The organism is Rhizobium sullae (assembly GCF_025200715.1).
Classification (GTDB): Bacteria; Pseudomonadota; Alphaproteobacteria; order Rhizobiales; family Rhizobiaceae; genus Rhizobium; species Rhizobium sullae.
Genome location: NZ_CP104143.1, coordinates 46,653 through 66,037, shown reverse-complemented (window position 1 = coordinate 66,037; position 19,385 = coordinate 46,653). Strand labels below are relative to the sequence as shown.

Sequence of the window (19,385 nt, the reverse complement as noted above, 5' to 3'; positions counted from 1 at the left end):
CGCCGATCACAATTCCCGGAGACTTCTCAGTCTCAGGATAAAGTTCGAAGTTTAAGGAATTCTCATGAGCGCCACCAACCTCGCATCCCTCGAAAAGACCATCGAAGCGGCCTTCGACAACCGCGAAAACGTGAACGCGTCAACGAAAGGCGAAGTTCGCGAAGCTGTCGAGGCAGCGCTCGAACTCCTCGACGGTGGCAAGGTTCGCGTCGCCGAGCGCGGCGCCGATGGCATCTGGACGATCAATCAGTGGCTCAAGAAAGCCGTCCTGCTTTCCTTCCGCCTGAACGACATGGAAGTCGTCAAGGGCGGTTCCGGCAATTCCACCTGGTGGGACAAGGTGCCCTCCAAGTTCGAAGGCTGGGGCGAGAACCAGTACCGTGCCGCGGGCTTCCGCGCCGTTCCGAACTGCGTCGTCCGCCGCTCGGCCCACATCGCCAAGAACGTCGTGCTGATGCCCTCCTTCGTCAATCTCGGTGCCTATGTCGATGAAGGCACGATGGTCGATACCTGGGCCACCGTCGGTTCCTGCGCGCAGATCGGCAAACATGTGCATCTATCCGGTGGCGTCGGCATCGGCGGCGTGCTGGAGCCGATGCAGGCCGGCCCGACGATCATCGAAGACAACTGCTTCATCGGCGCCCGCTCGGAGGTCGTCGAAGGCTGCATCATCCGCGAAGGCTCGGTGCTCGGCATGGGCGTCTTTATCGGCAAGTCGACCAAGATCGTCGATCGCACCACCGGGGAAGTCATGTACGGCGAAGTGCCGCCCTATTCCGTCGTCGTTGCGGGTTCCATGCCGAGTGTCAACAAGACCATGGCAAACGGCCAGCCTGCGCCGCATCTCTATTGCGCCGTGATCGTCAAGCGCGTCGACGAACGGACCCGCTCGAAGACCGGCATCAATGAATTGCTGCGCGACTAAGCTTTCAGTGACAGCCGGATTCCGATCCGGTAAACAGACGGCGTTCTTTTTTCAGCGAGGCGGTTCGCCGCCTTGCCATGTCTTTGCCATTCCCGCCGGATAATTCGACCCTCATGACCGCCACCGATCCCGTCGCCAATCTTCAGACGCTCATCCGCTGCCCCTCCGTGACGCCTGCCGAAGGCGGCGCGCTTTCTGCGCTCGACACCATGCTCTCGCCTCTGGGTTTTACGGTGGACAAGGTGAAAGCGACGGAAGCCGGCACGCCCGACATCGAAAACCTTTACGCGCGACTGGGCGGTGATGGCCCGCATCTGATGTTCGCGGGACACACGGACGTCGTCCCGGTTGGCGACGAAGCCGCATGGACGCATCCGCCCTTCGCCGCCGAGATTGCTGGCGGCGAGCTCTTCGGCCGTGGCGCGGTCGACATGAAGGGCGGGATCGCCTGCTTCGTGGCAGCCGTTTCCCGGTACGTCGAAAAACATGGAAATCCAAAGGGCTCGATCTCCTTCCTGATCACCGGCGATGAAGAAGGCCCGGCGATCAACGGCACGATCAAACTCCTGCAATGGGCGACAGAACGCGGCGAGCGCTGGGATGCCTGCCTCGTCGGCGAGCCAACCAATCCGGATGCCCTCGGCGACATGATCAAGATCGGCCGCCGAGGTTCACTCTCCGGCAAGATCACCGTGCACGGCGTTCAGGGCCACGCCGCCTATCCGCACCTTGCAGACAATCCGGTACGCGGCATGCTGCAGCTCACCAGCGCATTGATGGATCCCCCCTTCGACAAAGGAACGGAGAACTTCCAACCGTCGAATCTCGAAGTGACGACCATCGATGTGGGCAATCCGGCCACCAATGTCATTCCGGCGAAGGCAACGGCGAGCTTCAACGTCCGCTTCAACGACACCTGGACGGTTGACACGTTACAGGTGGAAATCCTCCGTCGTCTTGACGTCGCTGCCAAGGACGGCGTGTTGCGCCCCGGCCGTGAGCCGGTAAGATATGACATCGTCTGGGCCGACCGGCCGAGCCATGTCTTCCTCACCCACAACAACGCACTGATTGCATCCCTCTCCTCCGCCGTGGAAAGCATTGCCGGCAAGGCACCGAAGCTTTCGACCACCGGCGGCACGTCGGACGCGCGTTTCATCAAGGATTATTGCCCGGTCGTCGAATTCGGGCTCGTCGGGCAGACCATGCACATGGTCGATGAACGCGTTACCGTTTCCGATCTCGAAACGCTGACGCAGATCTATGAAGCCTTTATCGAGCGCTGGTTTGTGAATGCCGGGGCTTAGAGAGGTTCAATACTATCTGTCGGGTTTGTGGCTGCTGATCCGTATGGATACGCGCGGCTTCCGGTTTCTCGACATGTCGGACCGGGGCGTCAACCGCTCTTTCTGGGCGATGGCCTGGTGCCTGCCGCCGATGGGTATTTCGTGGCTCTGGTGGCGTCAGGCTTTCCTGCAGTCGATGCCGCCGCATGTCGACGTCGGCCTGCCCTTCTATTTCCGCTTGGGTCTGGTCGAAATCGCCAACTGGTTCGTGCCGCTGGTCTTTGCTGGACTGTTGCTGTTTGCCTTCCGCATGGGTGATCGCTTTGCCGCCGTGGTCGTCAGCGTCAACTGGCTGGGCGTGCCGCTTTCCTACATCAACGGTCTGCTGCTGGCGCTGGTCTTCTTCATTCCCGGCGCCATCAGCGTCGTGTCGGTCCTGCTCTTGGTCTTCATGATGGCGCAGGTCTTCATGCTTGCAAGGATTTTGCGGATGATCTTCCACGGCCACGGGCTGATGGTCGGGGCGCTGACGCTGGCTCTGCTGGTGCCGACCATGATCTTCGCTGAATATCTCCAGCGCTTCCTTGGCATTTATCCGGTCTAGGTCAACGATCTCGCGTAGGCCAGGTCATGACAGATCGTCATCACCATTTTCTTCCGTCCGCTTGCGCCGGTCGATGATCACCGCCGGATAATCGACCTGCATGAAATAAAGCCCCTCCGGCGGGGCGACCGGACCGCAGGCCTTGCGGTCCCGTGCTTCGAGCGCGGCACGCACATCCTCCGGCGTCCACTTGCCTTCTCCCGCGAGCTTCAGCGTTCCAGCGAAGGAGCGGATCTGGTTGTGCAGGAAGCTCTGCGCCGTTGCGCGGATTTCGATGAGTTCGCCGTTCCGCGTCACGTCGAGCCGGTCGAGCGTGCGGACCGGGCTGTTTGCCTGGCAGTGCGCGGAGCGGAAGGTGGAAAAATCATGCTTGCCGACCAGGATCTGGGCGGCCGCGTGCATCACCTCATGATCGAGCGCCTTTGGCACCCACCAGGCCTTGCCCGCTTCGAGCGCCAGCGGCGCGCGGCGGCTGACGATGCGGTAGAGATAATGCCGCCGGAGCGCCGAGAAGCGGGCGTCGAAGAATTCGCTCGCCACCGTCACGTCGAGAATCGAGACGGCCTCGCCGGCAAGCTTCAGATGGGCGTTCAGCGCATTCTGCAACTTGAAGGGCGACCATTCCTTCGCGAGATCGGCGTGGATCACCTGCCCCATTGCATGCACGCCGGAATCCGTGCGACCCGCACCGCGGATCGACACCGTCTCGCCGCTCGCCGACAGGATCGCCTTCTCGATCGCCCCCTGTGCCGACGGCCCGTTTTCCTGCCGTTGCCAGCCGACATAGGCGCGGCCGTCATATTCGACCGTCATGCGGTAGCGCGGCATCAGGAAAGCCTCGTGCCCATAGCAAGCGGCGTCCCGCGCAGGAAATCGGCGGCGGCGAGCGGCTTGCCGCCGGCCTTCTGCAGCTTCGTCAGCCGTACCGCGCCGGAACCGCAGGCAACCACCAGATCGTCCGTCAGCACCTCTCCGGGGTTCCCCTGCCCTTCGGCAGGCATCGAACCCAACACCTTCACCCGCTCCGGCTTGCCGCCGATCCCTATCTCGAACCAGGCACCCGGAAATGGCGACAGTCCGCGGATATGATTGTGAACGTCCTTTGCATCCCTGCCGAAGTCGATCCGCGTCTCGCCCTTGTCGATCTTCGCGGCATAGAGGACTCCCTCTTCCGGCTGCGGCGTCAGCGGCAGGTCGTCCATTTCGAGCTTGACCATAGCTTCAGCGATGGCCTTGGCGCCGACGTACATCAGCTTGTCATGCAGTTCACCGGCCGTCATGTTCGGTCCGATCTCGACTTCGCGGGTCAACGCGACGGGGCCGGTATCGAGCCCCTTGTCCATCTTCATTACCATCATGCCGGTCTTTTCGTCGCCTGCCATGATCGCTCTCTGGATGGGTGCTGCGCCGCGCCAGCGCGGCAGCAGCGAGGCATGGCCATTGTAGCAGCCGTTGCGCGTTCCGTTCAAAATCGCCTCCGGCAGCAGCAGCCCATAGGCGACGACAACCGCCACATCCGCATTGAGCGCCCGGAAGCGCTCCCGTTCTTCCGGCTCCTTGAAATTGACCGGTGTGAAGACCGACAGGCCGAGCAGTTCGGCGGCCTGATGCACCGGCGACTTCTGCAGGTCGAGACCGCGCCGTCCGCCCGGCCGCGGCGGCTGCGTATAGACCGCAACGATCTGATGCCCCGCATCCGCCAACTCGCGCAGGGTCAGGACCGAGAACTCCGGCGTTCCCATGAAAATGATGCGAAGCGACATTCTATCCCGCCAGGTTTTAGGGCCGCCTGCCGCCCTGTCTAAATCGCCTTCGACTTCGCCGCCTTCGTGAACTTCTTGATCACCATTTCGCGCTTCAGCCGCGAGATATGATCTATGAAGAGTACGCCGTTCAAATGGTCGATCTCATGCTGTAGGCAAGTGGCGAGAAGGCCATCGGCCTCCACCGTCTGCTCCTTGCCGTCGCGATCGAGGTATTTGACCGTCACAGCCGCCGGACGCTCGACCTCGGCATAGTAGTCCGGGATGGAAAGGCAGCCTTCTTCATAGACAGATCGCTCACCCGAAGACTTGAGGAGCTCCGGATTGATGAAGACCTGCGGCTGTTTTTCCTCGCCCTCGCGCGAAACGTCGATCACCAGCATACGGCGCGGCACGCCGACCTGAATTGCAGCCAGACCGATGCCCGGCGCGTCATACATCGTTTCCAGCATATCGTCGGCAAGACGCTTGAGATCGGCATCGACCCGCTCGATCGGCTTGGAAACCTGGCGGAGGACGGGATCTGGAAGAATTATAAGTGGCTTGATGGTCATGGCGTTCCCATAACCTATCTTTTCCGGCTAGGGAATTATCCTGAAACTCCTGAAGGCGCTTTTTTGCGCAGCCCTCCGGAATTTTTGGCATTCGGTCAGGCTGCGCGGCGGGATGCCGGCGCCTGGCGCTCCTGCGAGCGGATATTGAAGCGCTGCAGCAGCGCCACGAGGGTATCAACCTCCGCGCGCAGGTGACGTGTCTCTGCCGAGGTACGTTCTACCATGCTCGAGTTCTGCTGCGTGATCGTGTCCATGTTGCGGATCGCAATGCTGACCTCGTTGACACCTGTCGCCTGATCACGCGCCGCCGCTGCGATATCTGCGACGAAGCGGTTGATGATGTCGATGCGGCTGATCATATCGCTAAGTGCCTCGCCGGTACTGCTGACGATGCCGACGCCTTCGTTCACCTGGATGGAGCTTTCCGAGATCAGGTTCTTGATCTCCTTGGCTGCATCGGCAGTGCGCTGCGCGAGCTGACGCACTTCCTGTGCGACGACGGCAAAGCCCTTGCCCGCCTCGCCGGCACGCGCGGCCTCAACGCCGGCGTTAAGTGCCAGAAGGTTCGTCTGGAAGGCGATTTCGTCAATGACGCCGATGATCTTGGCTATCTCGGCAGACGACTTCTCGATGCCCGCCATGGCCGACACCGCGCTTGTCACGAGATCCCCTGAGCTCTTCGCCTTCTCCTGCGTCTCGCGCACCGCACCGGATGCCTTCTCAGCGTTTGCTGCGGTCTGGCCAACACTGACGGAGAGCTGCTGGAGCGCAGCGGAGCTCTCCTCAATGCCGGCCGCCTGCTGCGCCGTGCGCATCGCCAGATCGTCGGTCGCCTTGGAAATTACGTCCGTGCCGCTCAAGATTTCGCCGGAACTGTTGCGCACCGATGCGAAGGAGGCGCGAAGGGCCGCGGCGGCGCGGTTATAATCCTCCGCCATGTGCCGAAAATTGGCCGGCAGATTGGCCGGCAACGTTGCTTCGAGATCGCCCTTTGAAAGAGCTTCCAAGCCGCGGCGCAGGTGCTCGAGCGCAATCGCCTGATCGGCTTCGGCCTTGGCTCGCTCCTCTTCAAGCTTGCGCCGCTTCTCTTCCAGCGCATCGAGATAGACAGAGATCGAATAATCCATATCGAGCATACTGGCCTTGATGACCGACGTGAGCTTTTCGGCAAGCGCCTTGCCCTGCTGACGGCCGAAGCGTGACGGCCACTGCTTTTCCATAATGCCTTTGACGAGTTCCGCGATGACGATCGCATAACCGCCGATATACCAGCGCGGTTCGAGCCCGATCCGGGCATGGGCGCTGCCGACGGCGGTAACGCCATTCACATAGCTTTCATCGAAATTGCCCCCGGCGAGGTTTGCCCAGTGATCCTCCTGGCGCTTCTTGGCACCGCCGATATGTGCCTTGTCAGAAAAGAAGCCGGCGACCGCGGGCGTCCTAGCGATCTTTCCATAGAACTTATCCAGTGCGCCGCCGATCAGTTCGCCGATCACCGGCCGCAACTCGCGTATCGTCCTGCGCGCCTCGCTATCGAGTTCGATGAAATCGAGGCGCTGCTTGAGGGCATTTGCGGATTGCTGGCTGGTCATGGTGTATCTCTATCCTGGCGCATGGTGCGATAAGGGTTTGTCTGGAAAGGACAATTCGCAAATATGGTTGAGCATTCGTTAAACTGGGCTGCGATTTTCGGTTGTTTGGTGCCACAGTGCTGCGGCACTTTGCCCCGGAAATTGCGCCGTGGATTTGTTCACGTTTTGATCTAGCCATTGCCGCCGAGTTTGTTATTGTGCGCGAATGAACAACGCTACCGACTCGCTGACGATTTCGCTCGCAGGGCTCAGCCCCGTCATCCTTGCTCTTGCCGGCGGCGCTATTGCGGTTGTTGTCGTGGTGCTCGTGTTTTTGCTGTTCAGGAACGGCAATCTCCGCCGCGAGCAGAATGAGGAGGCAGCGATCCGGGCCGCGGAAGCCGATGCCCGGATGTCCGAGCTTCTGAAGATCCAGGCCGAGATGAAGGGACGCATCTCGACGATGGCTGAGGTCTTCGGCACACGTCAGGCCGAACTCAACCAAGCAATCGGTCAGCGCCTCGACGGCATGTCGCAACGCGTTAACACGACAATCAGCGAACAGACGAAATCGACGCACGAGAACCTTCAGCGACTGCAGGAACGGCTTGCCGTCATCGATGCGGCTCAGAACAACATCCAGACACTGGCGAAAGACGTCGTCGGGCTTCAGGCTATCCTCTCCAACAAGCAAACGCGCGGCGCCTTCGGCCAGTCCCGCATGGAGACAATCGTCGCCGACGGCCTGCCGATGGGTGCCTATGCTTTCCAGCAGACGCTTTCAAACGGCTCGCGGCCGGACTGCACCGTGCGCATGCCGAACAGTGCACCGCCCCTGGTCATCGATGCCAAATTTCCTCTCGAAGCATGGAATGCCATTCGCGACGCGGGCAATCCGGACGCCACCAAACTTGCCTCGCAACAATTCCGCCGCGACATGGAAATCCATATCCGCGATATCTCGGAGAAGTATCTTATCCAAGGTGAGACACAGGAGACGGCATTTCTCTTCGTTCCTTCGGAATCGATCTTCGCTGAAATCCACGAGAATTTCGAGCCGATCGTCCAGAAAGCGCATCGTTCCCGCATCGTCATCGTTTCGCCTTCGCTGCTGATGCTGTCGATCCAGGTCATCCAAGCCGTTTTGAAGGATCAGCGCATGCAGGCGCAAGCGCACGTCATCCAGGGTGAGGTAGCAATCCTGATGGATGATCTCGGGCGGCTTGATGAGCGCGTTCGCAAACTGCAGACTCATTTTTCCCAGGCACAGCGGGATATTGATCAGATCATCACATCCACTGACAAGCTCTCCAAACGCGGCGCAAAAATCGAAGCGCTGGAATTCGAGGGCGGAGGAGCACTCAAGGAGGAACGTGAAAGCGGACCTCCGGCAAAGTCGGTCGAGAGCCGCACCGGGCTTCTTAAACTCCGGGTGGTTGACGAAGAGTGAGCCCATCGGGCAGTGTCCGTCCGCATAAGAAGCATGACGGGAAACCCTTTATGATCACAGTTTTCGGCTCCATCAACATGGACCTCATCGCCACGACCGATCGCCTGCCGAAGCCCGGCGAAACGGTGGCCGGCAACGGCTTTGCAACGGCGGCCGGCGGCAAGGGAGCCAACCAGGCATTGGCCGCGCGACGTGCCGGCCGAGTGGTCCATATGGTGGGCGCAGTCGGCAAGGATGAATTCGCTGCTCCGGCGCTTGCGCTTCTCGATCAGGCAGGCACCCGCCTTGCGGGCGTCAAGCATGTCGAAGGGCCGACCGGAACAGCGCTGATTCTTGTTGGTGGAGACGGCGAGAACATGATCGCCGTCGTGCCGGGCGCAAACGGGACTATCACGGCTGGGGACGCCGATGCGGCAATCGGCGCCATGAGCAAAGGCGATATCCTGATGCTGCAGTTCGAGGTGCCGGCGCCGGCGGTTGAGCGTGCGCTAACCGCAGCCAAGGTCAAGGGCGTCACGACCGTCCTCAATCTCGCCCCGCTTATTGCGGACGCCCCACGGCTCGGGCGTCTCGCCGATATCGTCATTGCCAACGAGACGGAGTTCGAGCGGCTTGCCGGCCAGGACAACATGAGCACAGCTGACCGCGAAACGGCGTTAAGGCGCCTGCACGAAGAGACCGGACAGACATTGATCGTGACGCTCGGCGCAGACGGCGTGATCGCAATCCGGGATGGTGTCGTTACACGAGCGAAGGGACTGAAAATCGAGCCGGTGGATACCGTCGGCGCTGGCGATACGTTCTGCGGCTACTTTGCCGCAAGCCTCGATGAAGGCCTCGACTTCGAGGCTTCGCTGCGCCGGGCCGCCATCGCCGGCTCGCTGGCCTGCCTCAAGGCTGGAGCACAGCCATCCATTCCCTTGTCCGCCGAAGTCGCAAACAAGATATAATCTTGTCTATTTTGACCGAACACTCGAAGAAATATGAATCAACTCAATACATTAGCAGAATGAATCGATATAGTTTCATTCAAATTTAAGGGATTTCCGGCGATCTTTCTTTTGATCGTCTGGCTTTTCTCGAAGGGCCTGGCACGTTACGGCTGCTCCATGACGGCGCGGCATTTCCTCCCCGTGCCGGAGAATGCGCCTCCGGTGCGTCGCCATTGCCGAGGAACCCATGTCCATCTTCCGCATGAAGTCGCTTGCCGCAAAGCTCATCCTCATTACAGGCGTGGCCATCGCGCTTGTGATGCTGATCTCCAACCTCTTCCTGATCGACCAAACGCGCGATCGCGTTCAGATGCTGACGATGGACCAAGCCAATCTCGAGGCGAAATCAATTGCCAACGAGATCGCTGCAAATGTAGGCGAGTTGGCGAGCGCCGCGCGCTCGATGTCGGGCGTCGTCGGCCGCGGTCACGAAGGCAAGACCTTCGACCGCAAGGGCATCGTAAACATCCTCAAAGCTAACCTTGAGCAGAATGCTTTTGCCTTCGGAAGCTGGTTCTGTGAACAGCTCGGCGCCTTCGACGGCAAAACAACCGAGATCGCCGATAAGCTCGATGAGGGCACGAACAAGAACGGCGCCTTTACGCCCTATTGGTCGAAGACGAGGGAAGGCGCCATCCAGTTTTCGACCTTCGACAACGATTATGCCGCGGAATGGTGGAAACTTGCGGCCGAAAGCGGCAAGGGCGCCATCACCTCACCCTATCTCGCCGAAGGCACCGATGTTCCAACGCTGCTGACCTCCATCGCCTATCCCGTCATGTCCGGCGGCAAGATGATTGGTGTCGAAGGCGTCGACATCTCGCTCAAATCCCTCACCGACAAACTGCAGGCATTGCATCCCTTCGGTTCGGGTCGCGTCACCCTCGTTGCGCAAAACGGCAACTGGATCGTGGCGCCGACGAAAGAACTGATGTCGAAACCCTATGGCGACGGCGAAGGTGCGGCCGAAGTTAAGACAGCGCTAGCCTCGATGACATCAGGTGTGGTTCGTAACCTCTCCCTTGATGGCTATGAACCTTTCGACCGCGTCGTTTATCCGTTTGCCGTGCCGGATCTTCATGCAACGTGGGCCGTGCTCGTCGATGTTCCCCACAGCGCCATTAACGCACCAGTGCGCGATCAAACCTTCATGATGATCGCCGGTGGCATTGTTGTCCTCGGTGCCGTCATGCTGGCTCTCTATTTTGCCGTCCGCTCTTTCGTGCAAAAGCCTCTTGGCTCGCTCGTTGCGAGTGTCAAAGCGCTTAGCGACGGCAAGTATGAAGAGCCGGTCACCGGTCAGGACCGCGCGGACGAAATCGGTTCCGTCGCCAAAGCCCTCGAAGGATTCCGGTTTGCGCTTGCCGATACGCAACGGCTCGAAGCAGAGGCTGACAATCAGCGCAGGGCCGCCGAAACTGAACGCAACCGTTCTGAAAGCGAGCGGCAGGAGTCGGTCGCGCTGCAGCGCCAGATCGTTTCCATCGTCGGTGCCGGGCTCTCCGAACTATCGCAGGGCAACCTCGGCCATCGCATCACAGAGGCGTTCCCCGGCGAGTACGACAAGCTGAAGCAGGATTTCAACGCTGCGCTTGCCAGCCTTGAAGAGACGATCAACACGATGAACCTCAGCGTCGTGAACATTGGCTCCGGCACCAGCGAAATCAGCAACAGCGCCTCGGATCTTGCCAAGCGCACGGAACAGCAGGCGGCAAGCCTGGAAGAAACCGCCGCCGCGCTCAACGAGTTGACCGCTCAGGTCAATTCGAGTGCCGACAATGCGCGGACGGCCGCCGACAACGTTAATCTCGCCTGCGAAGACGCAGAAAAATCCGGCGAGGTGGTGCAAAAGGCAATCGCCTCCATGCACGGCATCGAGCAGTCATCGACTGAGGTCTCTCGCATCATCGGTGTCATCGATGAAATCGCCTTCCAGACAAACCTCTTGGCGCTCAACGCAGGCGTCGAAGCGGCGCGCGCCGGTGAAGCGGGTAAGGGGTTCGCTGTGGTTGCTCAGGAAGTCCGCGAGCTGGCCCAACGCTCTGCAAATGCAGCCAAGGAAATCAAGACGCTCATCAATACCTCGGCCATCCAGGTCAAGGAAGGCGTCGATCTCGTCGGCCGGGCCGGGGGTACGCTGCATAAGATCGCCGAGCAGGTGATGGGCATCAACGGTCTCATCCGCCAGATCTCAGCCTCCGCAAGTGAGCAAGCGATCGGCCTCAAGGAAATCAACCAGGCCATGAACCAGATGGACCAGGTGACCCAGCAGAATGCGGCAATGGTCGAAGAGGCGACAGCAGCCAGCGTTGCGCTGAACGACGAGGCGCAGACGCTGAAGGCCCTCGTCCTTCGCTTCCGTGTGTCTGGTCAGGGAAACGCCACGGCGCTGCGCTCGGCGGCACAGCAAATGCGCGCCCCTGCAACTCCGGCGCCGACCTACCGTTCTCCGGCTCCCGCCCCGCGCCGAGCTGTGCCACAGTCGCACGGTTCGGCTGCCGTTGCGCAGGACCACTGGGAAGAGTTCTGAGGCAGGGCTCGGCACTGATCAAAAGAGGCGTCCGGACAACCGGGCGCCTCTTTTTATTTTAGACGATCGTCCGCCGCTCAGGCAGCGTTGGATGCTTGCTCTTCGTTGAGGAAGGCATAAATCGCCGATGCGGAATCAGTGGCGCGCAGCTTCGCGACGAGATCGTGATCACGAAGCACCCGCGCAATGCGCGACAGCGCTTTCAAATGGTCTGCGCCCGCCCCTTCCGGAGCGAGAAGCAGAAACACCAGATCGACCGGCTGGTCGTCAAGCGCTTCGAAATCGACTGGACTTTCCAGCCGCGCAAAGACACCGACAATCGAGCGGGTGCTGGCAAGCTTGCCGTGCGGAATGGCGATACCATTGCCGACACCCGTCGAGCCGAGACGCTCACGCTGCAGAACGACGTCGAAAATTTCCCGCTCGGAAAGGCCGGTGATTTTGGAGGCCTTTGCCGCCAATTCCTGAAGCAACTGTTTCTTCGAATTTACCTTTAGGGCCGGAATGATCGCATCTTGGTGCAGCAGATCTGCCAATGCCATTTCTTTTTCCTTCTGTCGCCGAAACCGGATGATCGGGAGAGCGGCGTCCCCGCCGCTCATCGCCCGGATGTCAGCTCTTGATATTGGCCGCGTCGATCCAGCCAATATTGCCGTCATGCCTGCGGTAAACGATGTTCAAATGTTCCTTACCCGGGCTACGGAACAGAAGCAGCGGCTCATCCGTCATATCGAGCGCCATCACGGCGGTCGCGACGGACATGGTTTTTAACTGCTTCGTGCTCTCGGCAACAATGACCGGGGCGAAATCGTCGGGAACCTCTTCTTCATGATCCGGGACCGCGTCCATGACCGTATAGGCGACTTCCGCAGACCCATTCAGATGGTTTCCGGCATGATGATCCTTGAGCTTGCGCTTGTAGCGGCGGAGACGCTTTTCGATGCGCTCCGAAGCTGCATCGAATGCGAGCTGCGGGTCCATCGCTTCGCCTGCCGCATGCAACACCACCCCGCTGTCGAGATGAAGCTTGCAATCGGCAGAGAAGCGCGAACTCGATTTCTCCACAATCACCTGACCGGAATAGCCCCCGTCAAAGTATTTCGTGATGGCCATGTCCATTTGGTCCTCGATCCTTTGACGGAACGAGTCCCCAATTTCCATGTGTTTACCGGATACACGCACACTCATCGAGTTTCCCTTCTTATAGTGGTTTGCGGTACCAGTTTACGCCAACGCCACACCTCATCCAAGCACTTCACGTAGACTCAAGCAAGATCGGCTTAAGTCGCGTGCTCCAAGCGCCCTGAGGATGATGGGGATAAGTCCAAACGCTGTTCACAGCGCCAATTGCGGCGGGCTTCTAGCGGTAGACGATCGAAATGTCAACGGGTGCGCCGCGGCGCGAATATCAAGGGTTGATTTAGCTCGGATTTTAAAAGCCGGCAACCTTCGCCAATGCCCGCTTTTCGCGCCGCCGCTGAACGGAGGACGCGATATTCATCGCCTCGCGGTACTTTGCAACCGTACGGCGAGCCAGATCGATGCCGTCCTTCTTCAGCATATCGACAATGTCATCGTCGGAGAGGACAGCATCCGGGCTTTCCCGCATGATCAGAGAGCGGATCCTGTGGCGAACGGCCTCAGCAGAATGGCTGTCGCCGCCCTCCACCGCGCTGATCGAAACCGTGAAGAAATATTTGAGTTCGAAGAGGCCGCGCGGCGTCAGAATGTACTTATTCGAGGTGACGCGGCTGACGGTCGACTCATGCATCTTGATGGCATCGGCGACCGTCTTCAAATTCAGCGGGCGCAGGTAATCGACGCCATGCATCAGGAAGGCGTCCTGCTGGCGGACGATCTCGCTTGCCACCTTCATGATGGTCTTCGCGCGCTGATCGAGACTGCGCGTGAGCCAGTTGGCGCTCTGAAGGCATTCGGACAAGAATGCGTAATCGCCGCCGTTCTTTGTAACCTTGGCAAAATAGGACTGATTGACGAGCACGCGCGGGAGCGTATCCGGGTTCAGCTCTACCAGCCAACTTCCATCAGATGACAAACGCACGACGACATCCGGCATGATCGCTTCGGAAAAGCTGGTCTCAAAGCCGCTGCCGGGTTTCGGATTCAGCTGGCGAATCTCCGAAAGCATATCAAGCAAGTCTTCCTCGTCCACGCCACAAAGCCGCTTCAGCGTCGCGAAGTCGCGCCGTGCCAGCAATTCGAGGTTGGAAACGAGGGCCTGCATGGCAGGATCGAAGCGATCCTTCTGTTTGAGCTGGATCGACAGGCATTCGGCCAGGGTGCGCGCAAAGACGCCAGGCGGATCGAGGGTCTGCAACTCGGCAAGAACACGTTCGGCGGCCGCAGGATCGGTGCCCAGTCTTTCACCGATGCCGGCGGGGTCGCTCTGCAGATAACCCGCCTCGTCGAGCTGGTCGATTAACTGCTGCGCGATCAGCCGGTCACCTGCATCCGGCAGGATGAATGGAATCTGCTGCGCGAGGTGATCTCTGAGAGAGACCTGGCCGGCAACAAAATCGTCGAGATTTATTCTATTTGGTCAAGCGCAAGTATGACAGGAAGGTGAATTTCCGTCGCCTTCGATCCTATCAAAGGCTGAATTTGTCACCAAGATAGAGCCGGCGCACTTCCGGATTGTTGACGATATCGTTCGCGCGGCCATGCGTCAGCACTTCGCCGGCATGGATGATATAGGCTCGATCGATGAGGCCCAGCGTCTCGCGCACATTGTGGTCGGTGATCAAAACGCCGATGCCGCGTGCCGTCAGATGGTGCACGAGGTTCTGGATGTCCGCGACCGAAATGGGATCGACGCCAGCAAAAGGCTCGTCAAGCAGCATGAAGGTCGGATCGGTCGCAAGTGCGCGGGCAATTTCCAGACGCCGGCGCTCACCGCCCGATAACGCGACAGCCGCCGATTTTCGCAGCTTGGCGATATGGAATTCCTCCAGAAGCTCGTCGAGCTTCTTCTCCCGCTCCGTCTTGTCCTTCTCATGCACTTCCAGCACGGCGCGGATATTCTCTTCGACCGTCAGGCCGCGGAAGATCGAGGCCTCCTGCGGCAGGTAGCCGACACCGAGACGCGACCGGCGATACATCGGCATCGTCGTCACGTCATTGCCATCGATCTCGATCGTGCCTTCGTCCACCGGCACGAGACCGGTGATCATATAAAAGCAGGTTGTCTTGCCGGCACCGTTCGGTCCCAGAAGGCCGACAGCTTCGCCGCGCCTAACGACCAGCGAGACGCCGTTGACAACACGCCGTGTGCTATAGGTCTTCGTCAGACCGCGTGCAATCAGCGTGCCGTTGTAACGGCTCTTGTCGCCGCCAGCGGCAGAGTCCGCGCCCGATTGCGGCCCGGCCTTGCCGAACATGGTTGAAAGCGAGAATAATTTCACGTCGGGAGGCCGGTTTCAGTTCTTTTTCTGGGATTTTGGATCAAGCTGAATCTGGACGCGCCCCCCGCAGCTATCCAGTTGCGCCCGTCCCGTCTGCATGTAAACGGTGAGCTGGCAGCCTGTGAAGACATTCGGGCCATCCGACAGTACAACCTTGTCGCCCTTCAGAACGAAGAGCTGCTGTGCCATATCGAAGGAGCCGTTGTCGGCGGTTGCCGTCTGCGTGCCGGAGCTCAAGAAAACCTTATCGGTCACAATGATACGGTCGATGTCGGCATTGCCGGACGAGATCGACGCCGCTCCAGCGTCAGTCTTCGCGCCGGCTGGCTGCGAGTCACCTGCCTTTGCCTTGTAGAAGACCGTCATATGACCGGCCTGCAAGGTCGTCTTCCCCTGGACGACTTTTACGTTGCCGGTGAAGTCGGCCTTGTGCTCCTGATCTTGAATCTCGAGCTTGTCGCTTTCGATCTGGATCGGTTGATTGCTGTCGAGCTTCAGGCCATCCATCTGGCTGGTGGTCGCCTGTGCAAAGGCCGCCCCTGCCACTAGCAGAAGCGCTATCGCGCTACGGGCAAATGTTACGCCTGACTTACGAATTGAAAAGTGACAATCTATTGTCATGAGTGACCCGGCTGTTAGGTGCCCTGTTTACGGATGACGGATGGATCGACATTCATGCGAACGTTCCCCTCGAATGTGATCACGCGCCCCTTATCCGTCATCTTGAGCGACTGCGCAACAATCGAAGCGCCGTCTTTTTGAATCTCGATAGGGTCGTCCGTTGTCATTTTGCCGCCCTTGATATCGAGCTTGGCAGATTGAAATTTCGCCGTCAGACCGTTGCTCAGCAAAATCGTGAATGGGTCTCTCAGAGCAAGGTTGTCCGTGGATCGATCATAATCGGCCGTGGCAGCCTCGACGCGGGCGATCAGATCATCGCTGACCGGCACCGCAGCCTTGATCGTTTCGAGCGTGATAAGGTTCGGATTCTTGATGTCCTGCAGCGCGCGCTCGGCAAGCATCGAATAGTTGATGCCGTCGGCATTACGGCCGGCGATCGCCGGCTTTTCCATGACGATCTTGCCGTTTTCGATCTTGGCGCCTTCGATCTTGAGGTTCTCGGGCAGGTAAGCCCGGACCATCGAGACCGCAATGAAGACAAGCGAAATGGTGACAGCAGCGATAGGCAGCAATATCTTCAAGCGGCGGACACGTGCAGAATGGAAGAGCGCGGCCGTATAGGCGCTCTGTACGGGCCTGACAAAGGCAGGCTTCCCGCTGCTGTTCAATGTGTTGAGCATTAACATATCCGTGTCTGTTGATCGGCAACCCTATATAGGAACTATGCCCGCCAATCACAGATCGTTTCGCATTATTACACTAGCTTGCCAATATGGATTTTTTTCTGCAACTAGCAAATAAGGCATGAAAATGAAGTAAACCGGGATTTCCGAAGGGGAATGCCACCTTATCTGATGCCATGTTGCATGAAGCCGGCGTGCCGGCTCTGGAGGACTTTATGGACAGTTCGACGATCGCTGATCGCCGCAGGCTTCGCCGCAAACTCGGCTTCTGGCGCATTGCGGCGGTGGTACTCTTGGTCGCGCTCGGCTTTGCTCTCTACCAATTCATCGCAGGCGACATCGCCACACAGCGGCCGCACATCGCCCATGTGACGATTTCCGGCCTCATAACCGACGACGACGAGTTGCTTGAGAGGCTGAAGAAGATCGAAGAGAACGACCGGGTCAAAGGCGTCATCGTCTCCATTTCTTCGCCGGGCGGCACGACGTATGGCGGCGAAAAGATATTCAAGGCCATCCGGGCGATTGCTGTGAAGAAGCCGGTCGTCTCCGATGTCCGGACGCTTGCCGCTTCTGCAGGCTATATGATCGCGGCCGCCGGCGACACGATCATTGCCGGCGAAAGCTCGCTCACAGGTTCGATCGGCGTGATCTTTCAGTATCCGCAGATCCAGCCGCTGCTCGACAAGCTCGGCGTCTCGCTGCAAGAGATCAAGTCGTCGCCGCTGAAGGCAGAGCCATCGCCCTTCCATGCTGCCAGTGAAGAGGCGAAAACCATGATCAATAATATGGTCATGGACAGCTACGCCTGGTTCGTCGACCTTGTTGCCGACCGCCGCAAACTGCCGCGCGACGAGGTGCTGAAGCTCGCCGACGGCACTATTTTCACCGGCCGCCAGGCGGCGAAGGTCAAGCTCATCGACCAGGTCGGCGGCGATCCGGAGATCCGCAATTATCTCGCTACGCGGGATGTCGGCAAAAACCTTCCGGTCGTTGACTGGGACAAGACGAGCACCACGCCTTTTCTGCTTGCGGGGGCTGTTTCCAGGCTCGCAGCTCTGCTCGGCTATGGTGATCTCGTGAGGAGCCAGGACATCGAGGGAATTCTGCCACAAAAGTTGCTCCTTGACGGGCTCGTTTCAGTTTGGCAGGTTGGCCGCGATTGATAAGAAATCAATAATTTAAGGGGGCGACCGTGATCAAGTCGGAATTGGTGCAGATCGTTGCCGCGCGCAACCCGCATCTTTATCACCGGGATGTCGAGAATATCGTCAACGCGGTCCTCGACGAGATCACCGATGCGCTCGCAGCGGGCAACCGTGTCGAGCTTCGCGGCTTCGGTGCATTTTCTGTCAAGAACCGCCCTTCGCGCTCCGGCCGCAATCCGCGTACCGGCGACACCGTCTTCGTCGAAGAAAAGTGGGTGCCCTTCTTCAAGACCGGCAAGGAGTTGCGCGAGCGGCTGAACCCCGGCCAGCCCAACCACGACGATTGAGCTTCATCCGGACCGCGTCGAAACCGCGCTTGAACTTCGCGCGCACCTTTCTATTCTGCTGAGCAGTCATGCGCCGCATCGAAGCGGCGCGACCACGCGTGGAGGCCATGGATGGCGAAGAAGATCATCAACCTTTTGATTTTGCTGCCGCTCGGCATCATTCTCATCGTCTTCTGTGTTGCTAACCGGCAGAGCGTGACGCTGGCATTCAACCCCTTCCGGCCCGACGATCAGGTTCTTGCGCTTTCTGCGCCTTTCTTCGTGTTCATCTTCATCGCGTTGATTATCGGCATGCTGATAGGCTCGGCCGCCACATGGTTCGCCCAGAGCAAACACCGCAAGCGCGCGAAAGTCGAGGCGAAAGAAGCCGTTCGCTGGCAGAGCGAGGCGGATCGGCACAAGAGCCGCGCGGAGGAGATCGCCGGCCAATTGCCCTCCCGCTGATCGACCATCAGGCAGGAATGAAGCTCAGTTCCTCGTAGTCGCCTTCGGCGGACGTGCCATTGCCAGTGACCACAAAGCCGCGGCCGGCATAGAATGTCTTGGCGCTTCTGTTGTTGATCAAACACTTCAACCGGTATCTACGACGCGGCCACCCCGGCAAAGCCTTCAGCAGCGCGGTACCGACACCCTCCCCCTGCCATTCCTTGCGAATGTAGAGCATGTGGATGAAATCATCCGCGGGCCAGAGTGTCATGAAGCCGGCAATCTCGCCCTCCGGCGCTTCGGCGACCCAGACAATTTCACCCTGCGAATGCGCGAGGAAATCCTCATGGCGAAATTTGCCGGGATCGACCCAAGTAAAGGTCTGCCTGCGCACGTTGAGATAGATATCGCTGAGCTGCCCGTTGTCTGAAGGGCGCGAATTTCTGACTGTGTATTTCATAGATGCGACTTAGAATAGGCCGAAGACCGTGCCAAGCCTGGAGCCGCTATTGCGCAGCCTTTTCGCTGACGACCGTATTGAAATCCGAGAAGAACTGCTGCGCAAGCTTTTGCGAGGTCGAATCCACCAGCCGCGCTCCAAGCTGGGCAAGCTTGCCGCCGACCTGTGCTTTGACCGCATATTGCAGCACTGTCTCGGCACCTTCCGCCGTCAAGGTGACGTCGGCCCCGCCCTTGGCAAAGCCTGCTACGCCGCCCTTTCCCTCGCCCGAGATCGTGTAGCTCTCAGGCGCGTTGACATTTGTCAGTGTCACCTCACCGTTGAAAGTCGCCGAAACGGGGCCGATCTTGACCTTGACGACCGCCGCAAGCTCGGTTGGCGACTTCATCTCCAGGCTTTGACAGCCGGGGATGCATCGCTTCAAGACTTCTGGATCATTCAAGGCTGTCCACACCGCATCGCGCGGTGCATTGATACGTTCCTCGCCAGTCATGTCCATACGAAACCCTCCCGTTCCATTTCTCCAAACTATCACAGCCGGAAAGCACTTTGCCAAGGTGGCAGGGGAATGCTATTTGCACGGGCTCCATCAAACTTAAGACG

Annotated in this window: 20 protein-coding genes and 1 pseudogene; 9 read left to right on the top strand and 12 right to left on the bottom strand. The window is 59.3% G+C overall.

Features of this window, described 5'->3' with window-relative positions; translation table 11 throughout:
* The first annotated feature begins 64 nt into the window (after nucleotides 1–64).
* The 3 genes from dapD to N2599_RS00310 all read left to right on the top strand — a co-directional run bounded on the left by dapD (nucleotide 65) and on the right by N2599_RS00310 (nucleotide 2,815).
* A complete protein-coding gene (gene dapD, locus N2599_RS00320) occupies nucleotides 65–925 on the top strand; it encodes a 2,3,4,5-tetrahydropyridine-2,6-dicarboxylate N-succinyltransferase (RefSeq protein WP_027510782.1) in 861 nt (286 codons plus the stop codon).
* Nucleotides 926–1,038: 113 nt separating this feature from the next.
* On the top strand, nucleotides 1,039–2,232 hold the full coding sequence (dapE, locus tag N2599_RS00315; RefSeq protein WP_027510783.1) for a succinyl-diaminopimelate desuccinylase: 1,194 nt from the start codon (nucleotides 1,039–1,041) through the stop codon (nucleotides 2,230–2,232).
* Nucleotides 2,219–2,815, top strand: a complete 597-nt coding sequence (locus N2599_RS00310) for a hypothetical protein (protein ID WP_027510784.1) — start codon at nucleotides 2,219–2,221, stop codon at nucleotides 2,813–2,815. Before dapE ends, N2599_RS00310 begins: the two co-directional genes overlap by 14 nt.
* Before the next feature lie 24 nt (nucleotides 2,816–2,839).
* Here N2599_RS00310 and truA read toward each other — a convergent pair whose 3' ends face one another.
* From truA to N2599_RS00290, 4 genes are all read right to left on the bottom strand, one after another.
* Nucleotides 2,840–3,643 (bottom strand): tRNA pseudouridine(38-40) synthase TruA, encoded by an 804-nt coding sequence (gene truA, locus N2599_RS00305; protein ID WP_027510785.1) that lies wholly within the window; start codon nucleotides 3,641–3,643, stop codon nucleotides 2,840–2,842.
* Nucleotides 3,643–4,578: a methionyl-tRNA formyltransferase gene (fmt, locus tag N2599_RS00300; protein WP_027510786.1), complete on the bottom strand. Its 936-nt coding sequence runs from the start codon at nucleotides 4,576–4,578 to the stop codon at nucleotides 3,643–3,645. Before fmt ends, truA begins: the two co-directional genes overlap by 1 nt.
* Nucleotides 4,579–4,616: 38 nt before the next feature.
* Nucleotides 4,617–5,132: a peptide deformylase gene (gene def, locus N2599_RS00295; RefSeq protein ID WP_027510787.1), complete on the bottom strand. Its 516-nt coding sequence runs from the start codon at nucleotides 5,130–5,132 to the stop codon at nucleotides 4,617–4,619.
* 95 nt (nucleotides 5,133–5,227) lie between these two features.
* Nucleotides 5,228–6,724, bottom strand: a complete 1,497-nt coding sequence (locus N2599_RS00290; protein WP_027510788.1) for a globin-coupled sensor protein — start codon at nucleotides 6,722–6,724, stop codon at nucleotides 5,228–5,230.
* A gap of 205 nt (nucleotides 6,725–6,929) precedes the next feature.
* Between N2599_RS00290 and N2599_RS00285 the strand changes: the two genes are divergently transcribed.
* The 3 genes from N2599_RS00285 (at nucleotide 6,930) to N2599_RS00275 (ending at nucleotide 11,675) form a co-directional block, all read left to right on the top strand.
* Nucleotides 6,930–8,153 carry a DNA recombination protein RmuC gene (locus N2599_RS00285; protein WP_027510789.1) on the top strand — a complete coding sequence of 408 codons (1,224 nt, stop codon included), beginning with the start codon at nucleotides 6,930–6,932 and terminating at the stop codon, nucleotides 8,151–8,153.
* Between the two features lie 50 nt (nucleotides 8,154–8,203).
* Nucleotides 8,204–9,103 carry a ribokinase gene (locus N2599_RS00280; RefSeq protein WP_027510790.1) on the top strand — a complete coding sequence of 300 codons (900 nt, stop codon included), beginning with the start codon at nucleotides 8,204–8,206 and terminating at the stop codon, nucleotides 9,101–9,103.
* Between the two features lie 229 nt (nucleotides 9,104–9,332).
* Nucleotides 9,333–11,675, top strand: a complete 2,343-nt coding sequence (locus tag N2599_RS00275) for a methyl-accepting chemotaxis protein (RefSeq protein WP_027510791.1) — start codon at nucleotides 9,333–9,335, stop codon at nucleotides 11,673–11,675.
* A 77-nt stretch (nucleotides 11,676–11,752) separates the two neighbouring features.
* On the opposite strand, the gene ptsN is transcribed toward N2599_RS00275, so the two are convergent.
* From ptsN to lptC, 6 genes and pseudogenes are all read right to left on the bottom strand, one after another.
* On the bottom strand, nucleotides 11,753–12,217 hold the full coding sequence (gene ptsN, locus N2599_RS00270; protein WP_027510792.1) for a PTS IIA-like nitrogen regulatory protein PtsN: 465 nt from the start codon (nucleotides 12,215–12,217) through the stop codon (nucleotides 11,753–11,755).
* Nucleotides 12,218–12,287: 70 nt separating this feature from the next.
* Complete coding sequence (hpf, locus tag N2599_RS00265; RefSeq protein ID WP_027510793.1) at nucleotides 12,288–12,863, bottom strand: ribosome hibernation-promoting factor, HPF/YfiA family; 576 nt, start codon at nucleotides 12,861–12,863, stop codon at nucleotides 12,288–12,290.
* A gap of 244 nt (nucleotides 12,864–13,107) precedes the next feature.
* Nucleotides 13,108–14,223: pseudogene (rpoN, locus tag N2599_RS00260) on the bottom strand (RNA polymerase factor sigma-54); the annotation flags it as partial.
* Nucleotides 14,224–14,284: 61 nt separating this feature from the next.
* Complete coding sequence (gene lptB, locus N2599_RS00255) at nucleotides 14,285–15,073, bottom strand: LPS export ABC transporter ATP-binding protein (protein ID WP_027510795.1); 789 nt, start codon at nucleotides 15,071–15,073, stop codon at nucleotides 14,285–14,287.
* Between the two features lie 39 nt (nucleotides 15,074–15,112).
* Nucleotides 15,113–15,718, bottom strand: a complete 606-nt coding sequence (locus N2599_RS00250; RefSeq protein WP_027510796.1) for an LptA/OstA family protein — start codon at nucleotides 15,716–15,718, stop codon at nucleotides 15,113–15,115.
* Between the two features lie 14 nt (nucleotides 15,719–15,732).
* Nucleotides 15,733–16,398, bottom strand: a complete 666-nt coding sequence (gene lptC / locus N2599_RS00245) for an LPS export ABC transporter periplasmic protein LptC (protein ID WP_027510797.1) — start codon at nucleotides 16,396–16,398, stop codon at nucleotides 15,733–15,735.
* Nucleotides 16,399–16,616: 218 nt separating this feature from the next.
* Here lptC and sppA point away from each other — a divergent pair, with 218 nt between their 5' ends.
* The 3 genes from sppA to N2599_RS00230 all read left to right on the top strand — a co-directional run bounded on the left by sppA (nucleotide 16,617) and on the right by N2599_RS00230 (nucleotide 18,340).
* Complete coding sequence (gene sppA, locus N2599_RS00240) at nucleotides 16,617–17,567, top strand: signal peptide peptidase SppA (RefSeq protein ID WP_027510798.1); 951 nt, start codon at nucleotides 16,617–16,619, stop codon at nucleotides 17,565–17,567.
* 29 nt (nucleotides 17,568–17,596) lie between these two features.
* Nucleotides 17,597–17,896 (top strand): integration host factor subunit beta, encoded by a 300-nt coding sequence (locus tag N2599_RS00235; RefSeq protein ID WP_027510799.1) that lies wholly within the window; start codon nucleotides 17,597–17,599, stop codon nucleotides 17,894–17,896.
* A 111-nt stretch (nucleotides 17,897–18,007) separates the two neighbouring features.
* The gene (locus N2599_RS00230) at nucleotides 18,008–18,340 is read left to right on the top strand and encodes a LapA family protein (protein ID WP_027510800.1); all 333 of its coding nucleotides are present in this window, start codon (nucleotides 18,008–18,010) and stop codon (nucleotides 18,338–18,340) included.
* A gap of 7 nt (nucleotides 18,341–18,347) precedes the next feature.
* On the opposite strand, the gene N2599_RS00225 is transcribed toward N2599_RS00230, so the two are convergent.
* On the bottom strand, nucleotides 18,348–18,782 hold the full coding sequence (locus N2599_RS00225; protein ID WP_027510801.1) for a GNAT family N-acetyltransferase: 435 nt from the start codon (nucleotides 18,780–18,782) through the stop codon (nucleotides 18,348–18,350).
* 46 nt (nucleotides 18,783–18,828) lie between these two features.
* A complete protein-coding gene (locus N2599_RS00220) occupies nucleotides 18,829–19,281 on the bottom strand; it encodes an SRPBCC family protein (protein ID WP_027510802.1) in 453 nt (150 codons plus the stop codon).
* Nucleotides 19,282–19,385: the final 104 nt, after the last annotated feature.

Excerpts from the sequence above, each read along its gene's own strand:
- N2599_RS00290 (WP_027510788.1), bottom strand. The coding sequence starts at position 6,724 with ATGACCAGCCAGCAATCCGCAAATGCCCTCAAGCAGCGCCTCGATTTC.
- lptC (WP_027510797.1), bottom strand. The coding sequence starts at position 16,398 with ATGCTCAACACATTGAACAGCAGCGGGAAGCCTGCCTTTGTCAGGCCC.
- N2599_RS00225 (WP_027510801.1), bottom strand. The coding sequence starts at position 18,782 with ATGAAATACACAGTCAGAAATTCGCGCCCTTCAGACAACGGGCAGCTC.
- sppA (WP_027510798.1), top strand. The coding sequence starts at position 16,617 with ATGGACAGTTCGACGATCGCTGATCGCCGCAGGCTTCGCCGCAAACTC.
- lptB (WP_027510795.1), bottom strand. The coding sequence starts at position 15,073 with ATGTTCGGCAAGGCCGGGCCGCAATCGGGCGCGGACTCTGCCGCTGGC.
- N2599_RS00275 (WP_027510791.1), top strand. The coding sequence starts at position 9,333 with ATGTCCATCTTCCGCATGAAGTCGCTTGCCGCAAAGCTCATCCTCATT.
- N2599_RS00250 (WP_027510796.1), bottom strand. The coding sequence starts at position 15,718 with ATGACAATAGATTGTCACTTTTCAATTCGTAAGTCAGGCGTAACATTT.
- dapE (WP_027510783.1), top strand. The coding sequence starts at position 1,039 with ATGACCGCCACCGATCCCGTCGCCAATCTTCAGACGCTCATCCGCTGC.
- dapD (WP_027510782.1), top strand. The coding sequence starts at position 65 with ATGAGCGCCACCAACCTCGCATCCCTCGAAAAGACCATCGAAGCGGCC.
- ptsN (WP_027510792.1), bottom strand. The coding sequence starts at position 12,217 with ATGGCATTGGCAGATCTGCTGCACCAAGATGCGATCATTCCGGCCCTA.
- def (WP_027510787.1), bottom strand. The coding sequence starts at position 5,132 with ATGACCATCAAGCCACTTATAATTCTTCCAGATCCCGTCCTCCGCCAG.
- hpf (WP_027510793.1), bottom strand. The coding sequence starts at position 12,863 with ATGAGTGTGCGTGTATCCGGTAAACACATGGAAATTGGGGACTCGTTC.
- truA (WP_027510785.1), bottom strand. The coding sequence starts at position 3,643 with ATGCCGCGCTACCGCATGACGGTCGAATATGACGGCCGCGCCTATGTC.
- fmt (WP_027510786.1), bottom strand. The coding sequence starts at position 4,578 with ATGTCGCTTCGCATCATTTTCATGGGAACGCCGGAGTTCTCGGTCCTG.
- N2599_RS00220 (WP_027510802.1), bottom strand. The coding sequence starts at position 19,281 with ATGGACATGACTGGCGAGGAACGTATCAATGCACCGCGCGATGCGGTG.
- N2599_RS00310 (WP_027510784.1), top strand. The coding sequence starts at position 2,219 with ATGCCGGGGCTTAGAGAGGTTCAATACTATCTGTCGGGTTTGTGGCTG.
- N2599_RS00285 (WP_027510789.1), top strand. The coding sequence starts at position 6,930 with ATGAACAACGCTACCGACTCGCTGACGATTTCGCTCGCAGGGCTCAGC.
- N2599_RS00230 (WP_027510800.1), top strand. The coding sequence starts at position 18,008 with ATGGCGAAGAAGATCATCAACCTTTTGATTTTGCTGCCGCTCGGCATC.
- N2599_RS00280 (WP_027510790.1), top strand. The coding sequence starts at position 8,204 with ATGATCACAGTTTTCGGCTCCATCAACATGGACCTCATCGCCACGACC.